Here is an 18,355-nt window from a genome sequence, read left to right as displayed (position 1 = left end):
GACGAACCGGAGGAAGAACATGCGCAAGCTCACCATGACCATCGCGGCCCTCGGCCTGGCCGCCGCCGGCACCACAGTCCCCGCGGCCGCGGCCACGGCCGCCCCCGACGTCGCCGCCGCCAACCACTGCAACTCCGTCTGGCCCGGACGCAACGGCCAGATGTACGCCTGGAACAGCACCTACTGCTACAACCTGCTGGGCCACACCGCGGGCAACGACTCCAACTGGGGTGACAACGCCGGCGCCTTCCGAGGCTCCGACCAGGACGCCGCGTCGTCCGTCATGAACGCAGGCTACGTCGGCAACCTCGACGTCGTCGCGTTCTACTACTACTCCGGCTACAGCGGCGGCTACGGATGCCTCTCGCCGAACGAGTACTTCGTGGACGACCTGTCCCGCAACACGTTCACCACCGGCTACAACATGAACAACAACATCCGGTCGCACCGCTGGGTCAACTCCACGAACTGCAGCGGCAGCTCCTGGATGTCCTGATCCAGGGCTACGGGCCCGCCGGTACACCACCGGCGGGCCCGTGGTGACGCGCCGTGGCACGGCAAACCTTCGCGACTGCGCGGTGGGCCGCCTGCCCCGCACCCGATCACTGCTGCTGAACAGTCAGGCTACGGCCAGGTCTCCTACGAGGGAAGACACAGCTTGTCCGCCGTGTGGGGTTCAGGTTGTTGGCCGGTGAGATTTCGGAGGGCTTCCAGGTGCGTCATGCCGATCCTTGGGGACGGCACTTCACGCATGCTGCAACCCGGACCACATGGAAGCCGTGCCAAAGAAGGAAGCCCTCCGGTGCAGGGACTGGGACACCGCGCGAGCCCGGTGGACGCGCTGTCCCCACAGCCACGCGTACACGCCGGAGAACTCGTATCTGGATCCCCGAGGGTTCCAGCAGTGCCGGACGTGCCGCGCCGAAAGGGTCAAGAGCCGCCGGGTTCCCGGGCTGTGTGAGGTTTCGTGATACGTGAGAGGGTCTGAGACGTGAGTGAGACACCGTCGAACACCCTGCACTACCGCTTTGACGGGCCAGAAGACGCTCCCGTCCTGATCTTGGGTCCCTCCCTGGGTACCACATGGCACATGTGGGACCGTCAGGTCCCCGAACTGGCCCGGCACTGGCGCGTCTTCAGGTTCGAGCTGCCCGGTCACGGCGGTACGCCCGCCGTTCCCGCCGGATCCGTCGGCGAACTCGCGGTACGGCTGCTGACCACCCTCGACTCCCTGGGCGTACGGCACTTCGGCTACGCGGGCTGCGCTTTCGGCGGCGCGATCGGTGCCGAGCTGGCGCTGCGCCACCCGGAGCGGCTGGCCTCACTCGCGCTCATCGCCGCCTCCCCCCGGTTCGGCACCGCCGACGAGTTCCGGCAGCGCGCGGCGACCGTCCGCGCGGGTGGACTGGAGCCGATCGCCCGCTCCGCGCCGGAGCGCTGGTTCACCGGCGGCTTCGCCTCCGCGCAGCCCGCGATCACCGACTGGGCCGTGCAGATGGTGCGCACCACCGACCCGGGGTGCTACGTGGCCGCCTGCGAGGCGCTCGCCGCCTTCGACGTGCGCCACGAACTCGCCCGCATCGGCGTACCGACCCTGGTCCTCGCCGGCTCGGAGGACCAGGTCACCGGTCCCGCCGAGGCCCACACCCTGGTCGCCGGCATCCCCGACGCCCGGTTCGCCGTCGTCCCCGGTGCCTCCCACCTGGTCCCCGTCGAGCAGCCGGCCGCCGTCACCGAACTGCTCCTGAACCACTTCTCCGCCTCCTGGCCGGCCACCCCCGAGTCCGCCACCGGCGCCGCCCCGATCCCGGCGGCGGTACCGGCCGGTCCGGCCCCGATGCCGATGGCACCCCCCGCGCCGGTCCCCGCCCCGCCCGGGCCCGCCACGACCCAGGCGGCGGCACCCGCCGACCCCGCCCGGGCGGCCGCGCCCTTCGACCCGTTCCCGATTCCCACTCCAGCGCTCGGCCCCACCCCGCAGCTCGGCCCGGTTCCGCAGCTCGGCCCGGTCCCGTTGGACGGCCCCGCCCCGGCGCCCGAACCGGCACCGTTCGCCCCCGCCCCCGATCCGGTCCCGTTCGCCTCCGATCCGGTCCCGGTGCCCGCCGTACCGGCCCCGCCCGCCCAGTCTGCCCAGCCCGCCTCGCCCGTCGAGGGCGCGTCTTCCGCCGAGCCGCGGCCGGCCGGGCGCCCGGATCCGTACGACACCGGCATCAAGGTGCGCCGCGAAGTGCTCGGGGACGCCCACGTCGACCGGGTACTGGCGCTGACCGACGACTTCTCCGCCGACTTCCAGGAGCTCGTCACCCGCTACGCCTGGGGCGAGGTCTGGGACCGGCCCGCGCTGGACCGACGGCTGCGCAGCTGCGTCGCCCTCACCGCCCTGGTCGCCGGCGGCCACCTGGAGGATCTGGCCGCCCACACCCGGGCCGCACTGCGCAACGGGCTGGGCCCGCACGAGATCAGGGAGATCCTGCTGCAGACCGCGGTCTACTGCGGGGTGCCCGCCGCGAACCGCGCGTTCGCGGTGGCGCAGCAGGTGGTCCGCGAGGAGACCGCGTCCGCCGAGTGACCGGCGCCGGTGCGGCCGCGGGCGGGCGTCGGTGCGCCCGAAGGCCGGTCGGCGCCGCGAGGGACCGGCCGCACCCGCGGGCGGCATCCCCGAAACCGGTCGGGGCGGCGACCGGCCGGCGGGGGAGCGGGCCGCAGTCGGTAGCCGGGTGGTGAGCGCACCCGGGTGGCCGCCTCCGCCGCGGCCGTGCGGGAGGCAGGATGGAGGAATGAAGCTCACGAAGAAGACGCATGCCTGCGTGCGCCTGGAGAAGGACGGCCGCACGCTCGTCCTCGACCCCGGTGTGTTCAGCGAGGAGGACGCCGCCCTCGGCGCGGACGCCATCCTGGTCACCCACGAGCACCCCGACCACTTCGACGAGGCACGGCTGCGCACCGCGCTGGAAGCCGATCCGGCCACCGAGGTCTGGACGCTGAGGTCGGTCGCCGAGCAGATCTCCGCCGCCTTCCCCGGCCGGGTGCACACCGTGGGCCACGGCGACACCTTCACCGCCGCGGGCTTCGAGGTGCAGGTCCACGGCGAGTTGCACGCGGTCATCCATCCGGACATCCCGCGCGTCACCAACGTCGGCTACCTGTTCGAGGGCGGCAGGCTCTTCCACCCCGGTGACGCGCTCACCGTCCCCGACCAGCCGGTGGAGACCCTGATGCTGCCGGTGATGGCGCCGTGGAACAAGATCTCCGAGGTCATCGACTACGTCCGCGAGGTCCGCCCGCAGCGCGCCTACGACATCCACGACGCACTCCTCACCGACCTGGCCCGCCCGATCTACGACCGCCAGATCGGCGCCCTCGGCGGCGCCGACCACCAGCGGCTCGCGCCGGGAACCACCGCCGACGTGTGAGGCGCGGCGGGCGGAACCGCGTTGTCGGTCCCGCCCGGTAGGTTGAGGACATGCGCATCGCGACCTGGAACGTGAACTCGATCACCGCACGCCTCCCGAGGCTGCTGGCCTGGCTGGAGAGCAGCGGCACGGACGTGCTGTGCCTGCAGGAGGCCAAGCTGGCCGAGGACCAGTTCCCGTTCGAGCAGCTGCGCGAGAAGGGCTACGAGGCGGCGGTGCACGCCACCGGCCGGTGGAACGGTGTGGCGGTGCTCTCCCGCGTCGGCCTGGCGGACGTGGTCAAGGGCCTGCCCTCAGACCCCGGGTACGAGGGCGCGGTCGAGCCCCGCGCCCTCGCCGCCACCTGCGGACCGGTCCGCCTCTGGTCGGTGTACGTGCCGAACGGCCGCGAGGTGGACCACCCGCACTACGCCTACAAGCTCCGGTGGTTCGAGGCGCTGCGGGCGGCCGTCGCCGACGACGCGCGGGCCGACCGCCCGTTCGCGGTCCTCGGCGACTACAACGTGGCCCCGACGGACGACGACGTCTACGACCGCACGGCCTTCGAGGGCTCCACCCACGTCACCCCGGCCGAGCGGGACGCCCTGGCCGCGTTGCGCGGGACGGGCCTGTCCGACGTGGTGCCGCGGCCGCTGAAGTACGACCGGCCCTTCACCTACTGGGACTACCGCCAGCTCTGCTTCCCCAAGAACCGCGGGATGCGCATCGACCTGGTGTACGGCAACGAGCCCTTCGCCGAGGCGGTCAAGGACGCCTACGTCGACCGCGAGGAGCGCAAGGGCAAGGGCGCCTCCGACCACGCCCCCGTGGTCGTCGACCTGGACGTGTAGCCTCCCCCGCCCCGAGCCGCCCGGCCCCGAGCCGCCCGCCCCCGCAGTCCGCTCCCGCCGGCCGCCCCCGCGCCCGGCGCCCGGCGGCCGACCACCGCCCCCTCGCTCCCGCGCCTGCCGGACCCCTCACCCCCTGCCCGCCGCCCGCTCGGGCCCGCCGGAGAGCGTCACAGCAGGGCCAGGTCGACCGACGCGGCCAGCGCGGCGTATCCCGCGTCCCCGGGGTGCAGGTGGTCGCCGCTGTCGTAGGCGGACAGCAGCCGGTCCGGCCGTGCCGGGTCGCGCACCACGGCGTCGAAGTCGAGCACCGCGTCGAAGGCGTCCGATGCGCGGATCCAGGAGTTGACCGCGGCCCGCCGGGCGTCGACGGTGCCGGTGCAGGCGCGCCAGCCCGAGCAGGGGGTGAGCGTGGCCGCCAGCACGCGCACGCCGCGGGCGTGCGCGCGGCGGGCGAGCTCGGCGAGCCCGAAGGTGATCCGTGCCGGCGGGGTACCGGCCAGCAGGTCGTTGACGCCCTCGAGGACCACCAACGTGCGCACCGAGGTCTGCGCCAGCACATCCCGGTCGAGCCGGTGCAGCGCGCTCACCCCGGCCTGGTCGGTCGACACGCCGTCCCCCGGATAGTGGTCGGTGACCACACGGTTGGCAGAGATGCCCTGGTTGAGGACGCCGTAGCGCGGGGCACCGCTCCGGCCCCGCAACCTGGCGGCCAGGGCGTCCGGCCACCGCCGGTCGGCGCCCGCCGTCGACCCCGTCCCGTCGGTGATCGAGTCGCCGAGCACCACCACCGACCCGGGCCCGCCGGCGACGTCGACCCCGGTCAGCAGCGGCCAGGAGGTGAGTGCGGCGTCGAACGCGGACCCGGAGACGTCCGCCGTGTGGTCGCCCGGCCCGCTGAGGTAGGACCGCTGCCGGGCGAGCCGGTGCACCGGTGCCGCGGCCACCCGGTCCGGCAGGTGGAAACTCACCAGCAGGTCGGCGTCGGCGGGTACCGCGAAGTGCAGCGGGTCGCTGACCGCCTGCGCCCCCGCCGGGAGCGTCACGCCCGCCGAGCCGTCGAAGGACACCGGGAGCGGCGTTCCGCGGGCAGCCGCCCCGCTCGCGCGAACCGCGACCGTCGCACCACCGATCCGCACCCGCTCCGCGGCGAAGGTGTTGGCGAAACGCAGCCGCACCCCCGGCCCGCCCACCGAGGTGTGCACCACCAGCCGCAGCGTGCGGTCGGTCCACGGGCCCACGGCCGGATACCCGGAGGTCGAGGCCGCCCAGCTGCCCGTCCAGCCGGGTGCCGCGCTGTGCACCGCCATCGCGAACACGTGCAGGTCCGGCGCGTGCGGCAGGGTGACGGACCGCACCCGACCTCCCCGCAGCAGCGGCACCGTCACCACGTACAGCCGCACGGTCGCGGTGACCGGGCCGCCGGGCGTGTTCAGGTACGGCAGCGCCACCGCCTTGGTCGCGAGCGGGCCGGTGCGCCAGTCCGGTGCGGAGAGCAGGTAGGAGGAGCGGCCGCCGCCCGCGTAGCGGACCGTGCCGGCGCCCCCGGTGGCGGAGCCGGCGGTCCCGGCCACCAGGAAGGCGAGGGCGTCGCCCCGTCCGCGGACGTCGACGCGCTGCCCCTCGGCGCGGACGTTGTCCGGTCGGCCCGGAGCGCTGCGCGGCCAGGTCAGCCGGGTGCCCTGGACGTCCAGGGTCCGTCCCGGTGTCCAGCCTGCGGCCGCAAGTGCAGGTGCCGGCAGGGAGCGTCCCGCACCGTCGAAGTCGGCCTCGGCGGGCCGCACGTCCTCGCTGACGGCGGTGTTGTCGAACAGCAGCTCCAGCGGCAGCGGGAGGGCCGCCGACGGGCGGGTGGCGGTGGCGGCGCCGACCGGCGCGAGTACCCCCGCACACAGGGTGAGGGCCACCACCAGGCCCCGGACGGCTCGGCCCACGGACCACTCCTTCTGCACGCGGCGGGTGAAAAGGCGCATCGCGACCGTAGGTAGGCGGTACGGGCCGGTCAACGCGCCATGCCCGTGCCCCTGCCGGGATCGGCCGTACGGGCCCCTCCGCGCGCCCTGTGGTGCGTACAGGGGAGCGAATGTCACGCTGGTCGTATGAACATCCCTTTTTTGGGTGGTCGTCGCGGCAAGCGGGACAGCGAACCCTTCGCCGATCCGGAAGGGGCGGCCGCCCTGCTGTCCGAATGCGAGCTGCTGCGCGCGCAGGCGGCGCGGGCCGGCGTCGAACTCGACGACAGCGTGGCCTCCTTGGCGGAACTCGACCAGTTGCTGCCGCGCTGGCGTGACGACGAGGAACTGCTGCCGTCACTCGGCAACGACGCCGGGTTCTACCTCGGCACGGTGATCGTGCGCACCGTCGGCGGTGCCGCCTGGGCGATGCGGGGCGGCGAGCAGCCGGTGGTGCGGCTGGCCTCCGGACGCGAGGTCGACGTGACGGAGGCGGGCCGCGGCTGGGCGGCCCGTGGCGTTCCGGAGCTGTGCCAGACCTACGCGGAGGTCGCCGAGGCGGGCCGGCCGCCCGACGGAACGCACACCCCGCCCGGGGGATAAATACGGCTTATGCTCGCAAAGTGCGTGTCGCCAGGCGTGTGCGGTACGGGGTGGGTAGGTTGCGGCAACAGGACACAGCGGGAAGCGAGTTGCGGGAAGCGGGTTGCGGGAAGTGGACAGGGCTGCGGACGGCCGTCGATCCGTCGATCGAACTGCCTGACTCCGGCAGGTACTTCGGGGATCCGCACGTCCCGTGGGACGGGATCCCCCAGCGCTGAGGAAAGGGGACCATCCTGCGACCCGCGTTCGGCATCCCGGGCGTGTGCCGTGCTCCGGATCGGGGTCGCGCGCAGCGCCCGGCCGGTCCGGCCCGGCCGCGGCGGGCCCCGCCCCGCCACCGGCCCCGCCCCGTCAACGCCCGTCGCCCGGCGGCGGGAACCGCCGCGGGCCCGTCCCGGCGCGCCCCGGCGCGGCAGCGCCCCGCCAGGGGCAGCCCGGCCCGGCGCGGCTCTCGACTAGGATGGGGCCTTCGTCCCCGCGGGCGGCGGTGACCGGCACCGATGCCGCACGGCACCGCCGGGGCCGCACCGGGGACGCTGCCGCCAGGCGGACACCCGACGCCGCCCCTGGCCCCAGGGGTGGCGGATCACAAGAGCCATACCCGGCCGGCCGCGGCCGGAGATCACTGCTCGTGCGGCGGGATCGGCACCCACCAGGGCCGACCGCCGGCGAGGAGAAGGTCAGCCGCGTGCCGGACGGGTTGCGCTCGCCCCCGGGCCGGGACCGGCCGCTCCGGCCCCGCCGCGGGTCCGGCCCGACCCTCCCGTCCCCGACGCTCCTTCCGTCCCCGACGCCCGCCCGCCTCCGCGGTCCTGCGTCCTGCCTCCTGTCGTGTTTCCGCCGCCGGGTCAGGAACCCGCCCGATGCGAGGTGCGGGACTGCTCGGTCACCGGCAGCGGAGCCTGGGCCGCACGCGTCACATCCCCCACCAGTTCGACCACATCCGGTCCGTAGGCCTGGGAGTTGACCACCTTCAGCAGCAGCACGAAGGAGTTTCCGCCGTGCTTGCGGGCCAGCCGCTCGTGGTTGCGGGCGAGATACCGGGTGGCGGCCTGGTTGGTGATGGCCCGCTGGCCGCAGAACAGGAACACCGGCCGGGCGTCGCGGTTCTGGCCGGCCGTCAACCTGGCAAGCAGGACGTACTCGGTGACGCCCGGGTCCATCCGGTACCGTTCGGCGCCTATCTGGAACGCGCCCCGGTCCGGGCCCGGCTCCGGGTCGACGTTGACCCGCACCCCGGGCAGCATCGCCGACATGTGGGCCAGCATGCGGCGGTTGGAGGCCGGCCCCCCGACGCAGAACTCGGTCCGCTCCCCGAAGCCCTGGTGCGCCGAGTCCTGGGTGACCATCTGGACGTGAGCGCCGCAGTCCTTGATGAGCGCGGCGAGCTCCAGGAGCGCGAAGACGTCGAAGCGGTGCACCGCTGGCTCCGAGGTCGCCGGATCGCGGTTGACCACGAGCAGGGACTCCGCGTTCTCCGGCAGCCCGAAGAACGCCTGCTTGCGCCGCAGTCTCCGCTTCCACAGGGAGGTGCGGGCCAGCCAGCCGAGCGCGGCGCTGAGGCCCGCTGCGATCACGCCGAGAACGATGTTGCGCAGGTCGTCATTCATGGGCGCGCATGGTAGCGGTCCCGGGCGGACGGCCGTTCGAGGCACCCGCCCCGGCCCTCGCCCCGAAGCCGGCGCCGGGCACCGCCCCCCGGCCGGCCCCGCCGCGCCCGCGGCGGGCCCGGCGTCCGTCCGGCGACGCCGTACGAGGGGTGTCCCGGCCCGCCGGGACACCCCGGTCGGAGTGCGGCGGTCAGAGTGCGGCGGCCGGCCGGTCGAGCCGGTGGAACACCAACCGGCCGTCCGCGACGTCCACCGTCACCCGGGCACCCTCGCGCACGCTGCCGTCCAGCAGCCGCCGGGACAACTGGTTGTCGACCTCCCGCTGGATGGTGCGGCGCAACGGGCGGGCACCGTACTCGGGCTGGTAGCCGCGCTCGGCCAGCCAGTCGACCGCCGCCGGGGTGAACTCCAGGGCGATGCCCTGGGCGTGCAGCAGCCGGCGGGTCTGCTCCAGCAACAGGTCGGTGATCTGCCGCAACTGCTCGCCGGTGAGCTGGCGGAAGACGACGATCTCGTCGATCCGGTTGAGGAACTCCGGCCGGAAGTGCTCCCGCAGCGGCCGGAGTACCTGCTCGCGGCGCGCCGCCTCGTCCGCCTCCGCGCCACCGGCCCCGAACCCGATGCCCGCGCCGCGCCGGGTGATCGCCTCCGAGCCGAGGTTGCTGGTCATCACCACGACCGTGTTGGTGAAGTCCACGGTGCGGCCCTGCGAGTCGGTCAGCCGTCCGTCGTCCAGCACCTGCAGCAGGATGTTGAACACGTCGGGGTGCGCCTTCTCCACCTCGTCGAGCAGCAGCAGCGAGTACGGGTGCCGGCGCACCACCTCGGTGAGCTGGCCGGCCTCCTCGTGCCCGACGTACCCGGGCGGCGCGCCGACCAGGCGGGAGACGGTGTGCCGTTCCTGGTACTCGCTCATGTCCAGGCGGACCATGCGGTCCTCGCTGGCGAACAGTGCCTCGGCGAGCGCCCGCGCCAGTTCCGTCTTGCCGACGCCGGTCGGGCCGAGGAACAGGAAGCTCCCGATCGGGCGGTCCGGGCTGGACAGCCCCGCCCGGCTGCGCAGCACCGCCTCCGACACCGCCGCGACGGCCTCGTCCTGACCGATGACCCGCTGGTGCAGATGCTCCGCCAGGCGCAGCAGGCGGTCCCTCTCCTCCTGGGTGAGGCTGCTGACCGGGATGCCGGTCAGCCGGGACACCACCTCGGCCACGGCCTCCGTGGTGACCTCCAGGTTCAGGCCCTCGTCGGCCTCGCCGTCCCCCGCCGTCCGGGTGATCCGCTCCTTCAGCTCCGCGATCCGGTCGCGCAACCGCGTGGCCTGCTCGTACTGCTCGTCGGCGACCGCCTGGTCCTTGTCCCGGACCAACTGCTCGACCTCGCGTTCCATGGCCCGCACGTCCGTGCCCTTGGTGCGGGCCCGCAGCCGCACCCGGGAGCCCGCCTGGTCGATCAGGTCGATCGCCTTGTCCGGCAGCCGCCGGTCGGTGAGATACCGGTCGGACAACTCCACCGCGGCGACCAGCGCCTCGTCCGTGTAGCGCACCTGGTGGTGCGCCTCGTAGCGGTCGCGCAGCCCGCGCAGGATCTCGACGGCGTCCGGCACGCTCGGCTCGGGCACCAGGATCGGCTGGAACCGGCGGGCCAGCGCCGCGTCCTTCTCGATCCGCCGGTACTCCTCCAGCGTGGTCGCGCCGACGACGTGCAGTTCCCCCCGGGCCAGCGCGGGCTTGAGGATGTTGCCCGCGTCCATCGCCCCGCCCTCACCGCCGGACCCGGCGCCCACGACGGTGTGCACCTCGTCGATGAACACGACGAGCCGGTCCGAGTGGGTGCGGATCTCCTCGACGATGTTGTTCAGGCGCTCCTCGAAGTCCCCCCGGTAGCGGGTGCCCGCCACCACTCCGGTCAGGTCGAGGGCGACCACGCGCCGGTCCAGCAGGATGTCGGGTACGTCCCCCTCCGCGATGCGCTGGGCCAGGCCCTCCACGATGGCGGTCTTGCCGACGCCCGCGTCACCGATGAGGACCGGGTTGTTCTTCCCGCGCCGGGACAGCACCTCGACGGTCTGCTCGATCTCCTCGTCCCGCCCGATCACCGGGTCGATACGCCCCTGACGGGCCAGCTCGGTGAGGTCGCGGCCGTACTTGTCGAGCGTGGGCGTGCCGGTGGCGCGCTGCCGTTCGGCCCCCGGCGGTGCGCCCTCCGCCGCCTCCGGCGGCAGTCCCGAGGGGCTGAAGCGCGCCGAGTTCAGGATGTGCCCGGCCGCGGAGTCCGGGTTGGCCGCCAGCGCGCTCAGCACGTGCTCCGGGCCGATGTACCCGGCGCCGGAGGTCCGCGCCAGGTCGTGCGCGTCGAGCAGGGCGCGTTTGACGGCGGGGGTGAGCGAGAGCGACGTGGGCGGGGGCGGCTCGCCCGCCGGCTGCTGCGGCGGACCGGACCGCTCGTCGATCTCCGAGGCCAGCGAGTCGGGATCGGTGCCGTACCGGCTCAGCAGAGTGCGGGTGGGCTCGGCGGTCAGCGCCGCCCGCAGCAGGTGCTCGGTGTCCAGATCCCGGCTGCCGTGCTCGGCGGCGTACTGGGCGGCGCCCCGCACCAGGTCCCGGGCAGGCTGGCTGAGCAGACGGCCTATGTCGATCTGCCGCGGGCCGGGGCGCGGGCCGCCGAAGAAGCGGGCGAGGAACTCCCCGAAGGGGTCGCCCTCCGGGCCGACGAAGCCGCTGGTCATGGCGCTCCATTCGATCGCTGACGACGTGCGGGGATCGGGTGTCCGGGTTGCGGGCCGCTCATGCCACGATGGCACGTTCCGATCCGTGGGGCATGTGCAGGACGCCCTGCCGGACCCGCCCCCCGGCGCGGACGGGCGCGGACGGGCGCGGACGGGCGCGGACGGGCGCGGACGGGCGCGCAGGGGCGCGCGGGGGGCGCGCCGCCCGGTGCCGCACCCGCCGTTGCGGCCCCGTGCGGTGGCGGGTCCGCCGGCTCACCGGTGTGCGGCGGCACCGGAAGATCCATGCAGTCCCGCTGAAAACTCCCCGTATCGAGTCCGTAACACGCTTCGTGTTGGCTACCGTACGGAGTGCTCCTCTCTGGGTGGGAGTTGGGCGATGACTGTGGAACAACTCCCCGGCAGGGTACGGGAGTTCGCGAACTTTCTGGACGGGCTGCTGGCCGGACTCGACCCGGGCGGCGGATGGTGCGCGGTGTTCTGGCAACGCGATCCGGACGGCATGCGCGCCTGCCTGGACGGGCGGGAGGTGCCGCCGTGGGACGTGGTGGAGGCGCTGCTGCACGACCTCGCCGCCGAGTACGGCACACCGGTCGCGGCGGCGGAGCGGGAACGGGCCTCGGCCCTGCACGCCGCCGCCCTCGCCGCGTACGACGCGCGGCCGGGCGGCCGGGACGCGCTCGGTGACCGGATCGACGTGATGCTCCGCGAGCAGCGGTACGCCGCGGACCGCCTCGCCGAGCTGAACCGGCGCGCCGCCACCGCCGCCACCGCGGAGGAGGCCGGCGCGCTCCGCCACGACCTCGCCTGGGCCCGCGACGACCACGAACGCGCCACGGCCCGCTGCGCCGAACTCCGTGCCCGCCTCGCCGAGGCGGACCGCCGGCTGACCGGCGCCCCGGCACCGTTCGCACCGCACCGCCGGCCCGGGCAGCACGGCGGGGGAGCGGAGACCGGACCGGACGCCGCCCGGCCTCGCGGCGCCGGTGCCGCCGGCCCGTGGCAGGGCCACGCGACGGCCGGCCCCCGCCCGGCGGCCCCGACCCCCCACCCGGCGGCCCCGGCCCCCCACCCGGCGGTCCCGGCTCCCCACCCGGCCGCCCCCGATCCGCACGCCGGCCGCGGGGTGCCGCACACCCGCTCCGGTGGCGGCCCCGACCCGCGGGCCCCCGCGGGCGAATCCCCCGCGGACGCCGGCCGCGCCCCGCGACCGGCACCGGCCGGCCCGCGTGCCGCGCCCGCCGCCCGCGCCCCGGCCACCCCGCGACCGCCCGCCCCGCCCGACCCGCCGGCCAAGACCCGCAAGCGCCGCCGGGGCAGCGCCCGCTTCGCCGGACTCGCCGTCGACGACACCGCGCCGGCACCCGCACCCCCCTCCGCCGCCGCTCCGGAGGCGCCCGCGGCCGCGGGCGGCACCCCCCGCGGGGCGCGGTTCGCCGGAGCCGGGCCGGGGGAGCGCGACGAGGCACGCCCGCGCACCGAGCCGGTGGACGAGGCGGCGCGCAAGGAGGTCGCCGACGCCGTGGCCCGGCTGGTGCGGCTCCGCGCGGAGGGACGCACCGGAGAGGCTCACGCGGTGCTGGTGGAGGCCGCGTGGTGGCCGGCCGCCCGTTTCCCGCCGCTCGCGGCGGAGCTGCGGCAGGCGGGGCTCGGCGCGGACTGGGCGACCCTGCTGTGGGAGGCGTCCTCCCTGCCCGCTGACCGGCTCGTGGCGGCCGCCGACGCCCTCGCCGCGGCCGGGCACGCCGCCGACGGGCAGCAGGTCCTGCGGCAGGGCGTGGCACGCTCCGCGGCCGAGATCGGGGCCGCGGTGTGCACGCTGGCCGCGGAGGGCCGCGACCGCGAGGTGCGCTCGCTGGTCGACGCGTACGTGCGGGTCCGCACACCCGCCGAGGCAGCCCTGAGCGCGGCGGCCGACCCGCCGCTGATCGCCCCCCTGCTGCTGCACGCCGCCCACGGGGTCTCCGACGAACGGCACTGGGACCTCCTGCACGCGCTGCGGGTCGCCGGCCTCGCCGGCTGACCGGCGGGTCGCTCACCCACCGGAGTGTGAAACGCGCTCGTTCCCAGCGGGTTGGCGACGATGGTCTTGGCAAGCCCGCCGCCGGGGCTTACGGTCTTCCCTCTACCGCCTGCTCTACGGGCGTAGAGGCTCTGGCGTCCTGTCGAAGGAGCAGCTCATGGCCAACGTCGTACGCGCCGCTCTGGTCCAGGCCACCTGGACCGGCGACACCGAGTCCATGCTGGCGAAGCACGAGGAGCACGCACGTGAGGCCGCCCGCCGGGGGGCGCGGGTCATCGGCTTCCAGGAAGTCTTCAACTCCCCCTACTTCTGCCAGGTCCAGGAACCGGAGCACTACCGGTGGGCCGAACCCGTGCCGGACGGGCCGACCGTGCGCCGGATGCAGGACCTGGCCCGCGAGACCGGCATGGTCGTCGTCGTCCCGGTGTTCGAGATCGAGCAGCCGGGCTTCTACTACAACACCGCGGCCGTCATCGACGCCGACGGCAGCTACCTCGGCAAGTACCGCAAGCACCACATCCCGCAGGTCAAGGGGTTCTGGGAGAAGTACTACTTCAAGCCGGGCAACCTGGGCTGGCCGGTCTTCGACACCGCGGTCGGCAAGGTCGGCGTGTACATCTGCTACGACCGCCACTTCCCGGAGGGATGGCGGCAACTCGGCCTGAACGGAGCCCAGCTGGTCTACAACCCCTCGGCCACCCACCGCGGCCTCTCCGCCCACCTGTGGCAGCTGGAGCAGCCCGCGGCAGCCGTGGCCAACGAGTACTTCGTCGCCGCGATCAACCGGGTCGGGCAGGAGGAGTACGGCGACAACGACTTCTACGGCACCAGCTACTTCGTCGATCCGCGGGGCCGGTTCGTGGGCGAGGTGGCCAGCGACTCCAAGGAGGAACTCCTCGTCCGCGACCTCGACTTCGACCTGATCGACGAGGTACGGCAGCAGTGGGCCTTCTACCGCGACCGCCGCCCCGACGCCTACGAGGGGCTGGTGCAGCCGTGAACCGCGACCTGCTGGGGCGCCACCGGGCCGTGCTGCCGGACTGGCTCGCGCTGTACTACGACGACCCGATCGAGATCACCCACGGCGAGGGACGCCACGTCTGGGACGCCGACGGCAACCGCTACCTCGACTTCTTCGGCGGCATCCTCACCACGATGACCGCGCACGCGCTGCCCGAGGTCACCAAGGCGGTCTCCGAGCAGGCCGGGCGCATCGTGCACTCCTCCACCCTCTACCTCAACCGGCCCATGGTCGACCTGGCCGAGCGCATCGCCCGGGTGAGCGGCATCCCCGACGCCCGGGTCTTCTTCACCACCTCCGGAACCGAGGCCAACGACACGGCACTGCTGCTCGCCACCACCCACCGGCGCAGCAACACGGTCCTCGCGATGCGCAACAGCTACCACGGCCGCTCCTTCAGCGCCGTCGGCATCACCGGGAACCGCGGCTGGTCCCCGACCTCGCTGTCCCCGCTGCAGACCCTCTACGTCCACGGCGGCGTGCGCTCCCGCGGCCCGTTCGCCGACCTCGACGACGACGCCTTCACCGCGGCCTGCGTCGCCGACCTGGAGGACCTCCTCGGCCACACCCGCGCACCCGCCGCCCTGATCGCCGAACCGGTCCAGGGCGTAGGCGGGTTCACCTCCCCGCCCGACGGCCTCTACGCCGCCTTCCGCGAGGTGCTCGCCGAGCGCGGCGTGCTCTGGATCGCGGACGAGGTGCAGACCGGGTGGGGCCGCACCGGGGACCACTTCTGGGGCTGGCAGGCGCACGCCGGCAACGGCCCGCCGGACATCGTCACCTTCGCCAAGGGCATCGGCAACGGGATGTCAGTCGGCGGGGTGATCGCCCGCTCCGAGATCATGAACTGTCTGGACTCGCAGAGCATCTCCACCTTCGGCGGCACCCAGATCACCATGGCGGCGGGCCTCGCCAACCTGGCCTACCTGCTCGAACACGACCTCCAGGGCAACGCCCGGCGGGTGGGCGGCCTGCTCATCGAGCGGCTGAGGAGCGTCGCCGCACAGGTACCCGCCGTCCGTGAGGTCCGCGGACGGGGGCTGATGATCGGCGTGGAGCTGGCCCGGCCCGGAACCGGCGAGGCCGACCCCGCCGCCGCGGCCGCCGTGCTGGAGGCGGCCCGCTCCGACGGCCTCCTCCTGGGCAAGGGCGGCGGCCACGACACCAGCGCGCTGCGCGTCGCCCCGCCGATGTCCCTGACCGTGGCGGAGGCCGAGGAGGGCGCGGCGATCCTCGAACGCGCCCTGCTGAGCCTGAACGAGTAGCCCGACCGCCGTCCCGTCGCCCCGCCGTCCTGCTGCCCCACCGCCCCGGTTCCGGTGCCGTCGCCGCCGCACCGGGACCGGCGGCAGCCCACCGCACGACCCGTCCCGCACGATCCGCAGCCCACAACCGCAGGCACGAGCGGCAGGAGAGGGAGCATGAGCCGTACCGTCATCCGTGGTGGCCTCGTCATCACCGCCTCCGACGAGATCCACGCCGATGTCCTGATCGAGGACGGCCGCATCGCCGCCCTCGCCGCCACCGGCACCCCGGCTGCCGAGGCCTGGACGGCCGACCGGACCATAGACGCCACCGGGAAGTACGTCATCCCGGGCGGCGTCGACGTCCACACGCACATGGAACTGCCCTTCGGCGGCACCTTCGCCTCCGACACCTTCGAGACCGGCACCCGCGCCGCCGCCTGGGGCGGCACCACCACGATCGTCGACTTCGCCGTCCAGACCGTCGGCCGCCCGCTCCGCGAGGGGCTGGACGCCTGGCACGCCAAGGCGGAGGGCAACTGCGCCGTCGACTACGGCTTCCACATGATCCTCTCCGACGTCAACGAGGAGACGCTCAAGGAGATGGACCTGCTGGTCGAGGAAGGCGTGACCAGCTTCAAGCAGTTCATGGCCTACCCCGGCGTCTTCTACTCCGACGACGGCCGGATCCTGCGCGCCATGCAGCGGTCCGCCGACAACGGCGGGCTGATCATGATGCACGCCGAGAACGGCATCGCCATCGACGTCCTGGTGGAGCAGGCGCTCGCCCGCGGCGAGACCGACCCGCGCTACCACGGCGAGGTCCGCAAGGCGCTCCTGGAGGCCGAGGCCACCCATCGCGCCATCCGCCTCGCCCAGGTCGCGGGCGCGCCCCTGTACGTCGTGCACGTCTCGGCCACGGAGGCGGTGGCCGAGCTGGCCCGCGCCCGCGACGACGGCCTGAACGTCTTCGGGGAGACCTGCCCCCAGTACCTGTTCCTGTCGACCGACAACCTCGCCGAACCCGGTTTCGAGGGCGCGAAGTACGTGTGCTCGACGCCGCTGCGCCCGCGGGAGCACCAGGCCCGACTGTGGAAGGGGCTCAGGACCAACGACCTCCAGGTCGTCTCCACCGACCACTGCCCCTTCTGCTTCACCGGGCAGAAGGACCTCGGCCGCGGGGACTTCTCCAGGATCCCCAACGGCCTGCCGGGGGTGGAGAACCGGATGGACCTGCTCCACCAGGCCGTACTGGACGGCCACATCTCCCGCCGCCGCTGGATCGAGATCGCCTGCGCCACCCCGGCCCGCATGTTCGGCCTGTACCCGAAGAAGGGCACCCTCGCGCCGGGCGCCGACGCCGACGTCGTCGTCTACGACCCGCACGCCGAGCAGGTCATGTCCGCCGAGACGCACCACATGAACGTCGACTACTCGGCCTACGAGGGCCGGCGCGTCACCGGCCGGGTCGAGACCGTCCTCTCCCGCGGCGAACCCGTCGTCACCGAGCGGAAGTACACCGGCCACGCCGGCCACGGCGTCTACACCCCGCGCTCCACCTGCCAGTACCTGAACTAGCGGACCGCCGCGGACGGCCCCCGGGTGCGCCGGCCGTCCGCAGCCCGTTCATCCCACCGCTCCAGCCGCGGGGTCCGGTCGCCCGCACGGCTCCGCCCCGCCGCCTCGAACGTCATCAGTGAGGATTTCCCATGGACTTCGGACTTGTCCTGCAGACCGATCCCCCGGCCTCCCGGGTGGTGGAGCTGATGAAGCGCGCGGAGGACGCCGGGTTCACGCACGGGTGGACCTTCGACTCCGCCGTGCTGTGGCAGGAGCCCTTCGTCATCTACAGCCAGATCCTCGCCCGGACCTCCCGGTTGAAGGTCGGCACGATGGTCACCAATCCCGGGACCCGCACCTGGGAGGTCACCGCGTCCAGCTTCGCCACCCTCAACGACATGTTCGGCAACCGCACCGTCTGCGGGATCGGGCGCGGCGACTCGGCCATGCGGGTCGCCGGGCGCAAGCCCAACACCCTCGCCCGCATCAGCGGCGCCATGAAGGTGATCCGCGCACTGGGCCGGGGCGAGGAGGCCGACCTGGGCGGCGGCACCGTCATCCGCTTCCCGTGGATCAAGGAGGGCGCCGAACTCCCCGTGTGGATGGCGGCGTACGGCCCCAAAGCACTCCGGATGGCAGGTGAGGAGGCCGACGGCTTCATCCTCCAGCTCGCCGACCTCTACCTCACCGAGTACATGGTGAAGGCGGTCCGGGACGCCGCCGCGGCCGCGGGACGCGACCCCGGCGCGGTGACCGTCTGCGTGGCCGCCCCCGCCTACGTCACCGAGGACGACTCGCCGGCGGCCCTCGCGCACGCCCGCGAGCAGTGCCGCTGGTTCGGCGGCATGGTCGGCAACCACGTCGCCGACCTGGTCTCCCGCTACGGCGAGCACTCGGCGGCCGTCCCCGACGAACTCACCGACTACATCAAGGCCCGCCAGGGCTACGACTACTCCCACCACGGCCGTGCCGACAACCCCGACACCGCCTTCGTGCCGGACGAGATCGTCGACCGCTTCTGCCTCGTCGGCCCGGTCGAACGGCATATCGAGAAGCTGACCGCGCTGCGCGAGCTGGGCGTCGACCAGTTCGCCGTCTACGACATGCACGACGCGCAGGAGACGGTCATCGACGCCTACGGCAACCAGGTCATCCCCGCCCTCAACGGCTGACCGCCTCCTCCGGGCGCCCCGACCGAACCCCTCCCCGCGCAAGCCCCTCCCGCCCCCGCCCACCGAACCCCCTCCACCGATCTCCGTTCGCAGATCCCCGTCCACCGACCGCCCCCGTCCGCCCCCTGCCACCGAACCCCGCCACGGCACGGCCCACCCGAATCCGCCCTTCCCGCCCGCCGGGAAGGGGGTCGGGGCGTGT

13 protein-coding genes are annotated in these 18,355 nt (G+C 74.0%); 10 read left to right on the top strand and 3 right to left on the bottom strand.

Going from position 1 to position 18,355, the window contains the following annotated elements; genetic code table 11:
- The first annotated feature begins 19 nt into the window (after positions 1-19).
- From ACL02U_RS00470 to ACL02U_RS00455, 4 genes are all read left to right on the top strand, one after another.
- On the top strand, positions 20-496 hold the full coding sequence (locus ACL02U_RS00470) for a hypothetical protein (RefSeq protein WP_412788524.1): 477 nt from the start codon (positions 20-22) through the stop codon (positions 494-496).
- A gap of 495 nt (positions 497-991) precedes the next feature.
- The gene (locus ACL02U_RS00465) at positions 992-2,572 is read left to right on the top strand and encodes an alpha/beta fold hydrolase (RefSeq protein ID WP_412788523.1); all 1,581 of its coding nucleotides are present in this window, start codon (positions 992-994) and stop codon (positions 2,570-2,572) included.
- A gap of 208 nt (positions 2,573-2,780) precedes the next feature.
- Positions 2,781-3,416, top strand: coding sequence for an MBL fold metallo-hydrolase (locus tag ACL02U_RS00460; protein WP_412788522.1), 636 nt, complete (start codon positions 2,781-2,783; stop codon positions 3,414-3,416).
- A 50-nt stretch (positions 3,417-3,466) separates the two neighbouring features.
- Positions 3,467-4,246 (top strand): exodeoxyribonuclease III, encoded by a 780-nt coding sequence (locus ACL02U_RS00455; RefSeq protein ID WP_412788521.1) that lies wholly within the window; start codon positions 3,467-3,469, stop codon positions 4,244-4,246.
- Positions 4,247-4,413: 167 nt separating this feature from the next.
- Here the strand turns inward: ACL02U_RS00455 and ACL02U_RS00450 are convergent, their stop codons facing one another.
- Positions 4,414-6,216, bottom strand: a complete 1,803-nt coding sequence (locus tag ACL02U_RS00450; protein ID WP_412788520.1) for an SGNH/GDSL hydrolase family protein — start codon at positions 6,214-6,216, stop codon at positions 4,414-4,416.
- Positions 6,217-6,342: 126 nt separating this feature from the next.
- Here ACL02U_RS00450 and ACL02U_RS00445 point away from each other — a divergent pair, with 126 nt between their 5' ends.
- On the top strand, positions 6,343-6,798 hold the full coding sequence (locus ACL02U_RS00445) for a DUF6278 family protein (protein ID WP_412788519.1): 456 nt from the start codon (positions 6,343-6,345) through the stop codon (positions 6,796-6,798).
- Between the two features lie 848 nt (positions 6,799-7,646).
- Here the strand turns inward: ACL02U_RS00445 and ACL02U_RS00440 are convergent.
- Together ACL02U_RS00440 and ACL02U_RS00435 are read right to left on the bottom strand one after the other, a co-directional pair.
- A complete protein-coding gene (locus ACL02U_RS00440) occupies positions 7,647-8,408 on the bottom strand; it encodes a hypothetical protein (protein ID WP_412788518.1) in 762 nt (253 codons plus the stop codon).
- 190 nt (positions 8,409-8,598) lie between these two features.
- Positions 8,599-11,133, bottom strand: coding sequence for an ATP-dependent Clp protease ATP-binding subunit (locus ACL02U_RS00435; protein ID WP_412788517.1), 2,535 nt, complete (start codon positions 11,131-11,133; stop codon positions 8,599-8,601).
- Positions 11,134-11,512: 379 nt separating this feature from the next.
- Here ACL02U_RS00435 and ACL02U_RS00430 point away from each other — a divergent pair, with 379 nt between their 5' ends.
- From ACL02U_RS00430 to ACL02U_RS00410, 5 genes are all read left to right on the top strand, one after another.
- On the top strand, positions 11,513-13,156 hold the full coding sequence (locus tag ACL02U_RS00430) for a hypothetical protein (protein WP_412788516.1): 1,644 nt from the start codon (positions 11,513-11,515) through the stop codon (positions 13,154-13,156).
- A gap of 157 nt (positions 13,157-13,313) precedes the next feature.
- Positions 13,314-14,156: a nitrilase-related carbon-nitrogen hydrolase gene (locus tag ACL02U_RS00425; protein ID WP_412788515.1), complete on the top strand. Its 843-nt coding sequence runs from the start codon at positions 13,314-13,316 to the stop codon at positions 14,154-14,156.
- Positions 14,153-15,442: an aspartate aminotransferase family protein gene (locus ACL02U_RS00420; protein ID WP_412788514.1), complete on the top strand. Its 1,290-nt coding sequence runs from the start codon at positions 14,153-14,155 to the stop codon at positions 15,440-15,442. Before ACL02U_RS00425 ends, ACL02U_RS00420 begins: the two co-directional genes overlap by 4 nt.
- Before the next feature lie 156 nt (positions 15,443-15,598).
- A complete protein-coding gene (gene hydA / locus ACL02U_RS00415; RefSeq protein ID WP_412788513.1) occupies positions 15,599-16,999 on the top strand; it encodes a dihydropyrimidinase in 1,401 nt (466 codons plus the stop codon).
- A 131-nt stretch (positions 17,000-17,130) separates the two neighbouring features.
- Positions 17,131-18,153, top strand: coding sequence for a TIGR03842 family LLM class F420-dependent oxidoreductase (locus tag ACL02U_RS00410; protein ID WP_412788512.1), 1,023 nt, complete (start codon positions 17,131-17,133; stop codon positions 18,151-18,153).
- The last annotated feature ends 202 nt before the right edge of the window (positions 18,154-18,355 follow it).

The sequence above is a fragment of the Streptomyces sp. MS06 genome (assembly GCF_047200655.1).
Classification (GTDB): Bacteria; Actinomycetota; Actinomycetes; order Streptomycetales; family Streptomycetaceae; genus Streptomyces.
Note: the sequence above shows the minus strand (reverse complement) of the source record. Positions and strands in the feature narration are given on the sequence as shown.

Bases quoted from the DNA above. Each gene is read 5' to 3' on its own strand.
- ACL02U_RS00470 (WP_412788524.1), top strand. From the start codon at position 20: ATGCGCAAGCTCACCATGACCATCGCGGCCCTCGGCCTGGCCGCCGCC.
- ACL02U_RS00460 (WP_412788522.1), top strand. From the start codon at position 2,781: ATGAAGCTCACGAAGAAGACGCATGCCTGCGTGCGCCTGGAGAAGGAC.
- ACL02U_RS00455 (WP_412788521.1), top strand. From the start codon at position 3,467: ATGCGCATCGCGACCTGGAACGTGAACTCGATCACCGCACGCCTCCCG.
- ACL02U_RS00450 (WP_412788520.1), bottom strand. From the start codon at position 6,216: ATGCGCCTTTTCACCCGCCGCGTGCAGAAGGAGTGGTCCGTGGGCCGA.
- ACL02U_RS00445 (WP_412788519.1), top strand. From the start codon at position 6,343: ATGAACATCCCTTTTTTGGGTGGTCGTCGCGGCAAGCGGGACAGCGAA.
- ACL02U_RS00440 (WP_412788518.1), bottom strand. From the start codon at position 8,408: ATGAATGACGACCTGCGCAACATCGTTCTCGGCGTGATCGCAGCGGGC.
- ACL02U_RS00435 (WP_412788517.1), bottom strand. From the start codon at position 11,133: ATGACCAGCGGCTTCGTCGGCCCGGAGGGCGACCCCTTCGGGGAGTTC.
- ACL02U_RS00430 (WP_412788516.1), top strand. From the start codon at position 11,513: ATGACTGTGGAACAACTCCCCGGCAGGGTACGGGAGTTCGCGAACTTT.
- ACL02U_RS00425 (WP_412788515.1), top strand. From the start codon at position 13,314: ATGGCCAACGTCGTACGCGCCGCTCTGGTCCAGGCCACCTGGACCGGC.
- hydA (WP_412788513.1), top strand. From the start codon at position 15,599: ATGAGCCGTACCGTCATCCGTGGTGGCCTCGTCATCACCGCCTCCGAC.
- ACL02U_RS00410 (WP_412788512.1), top strand. From the start codon at position 17,131: ATGGACTTCGGACTTGTCCTGCAGACCGATCCCCCGGCCTCCCGGGTG.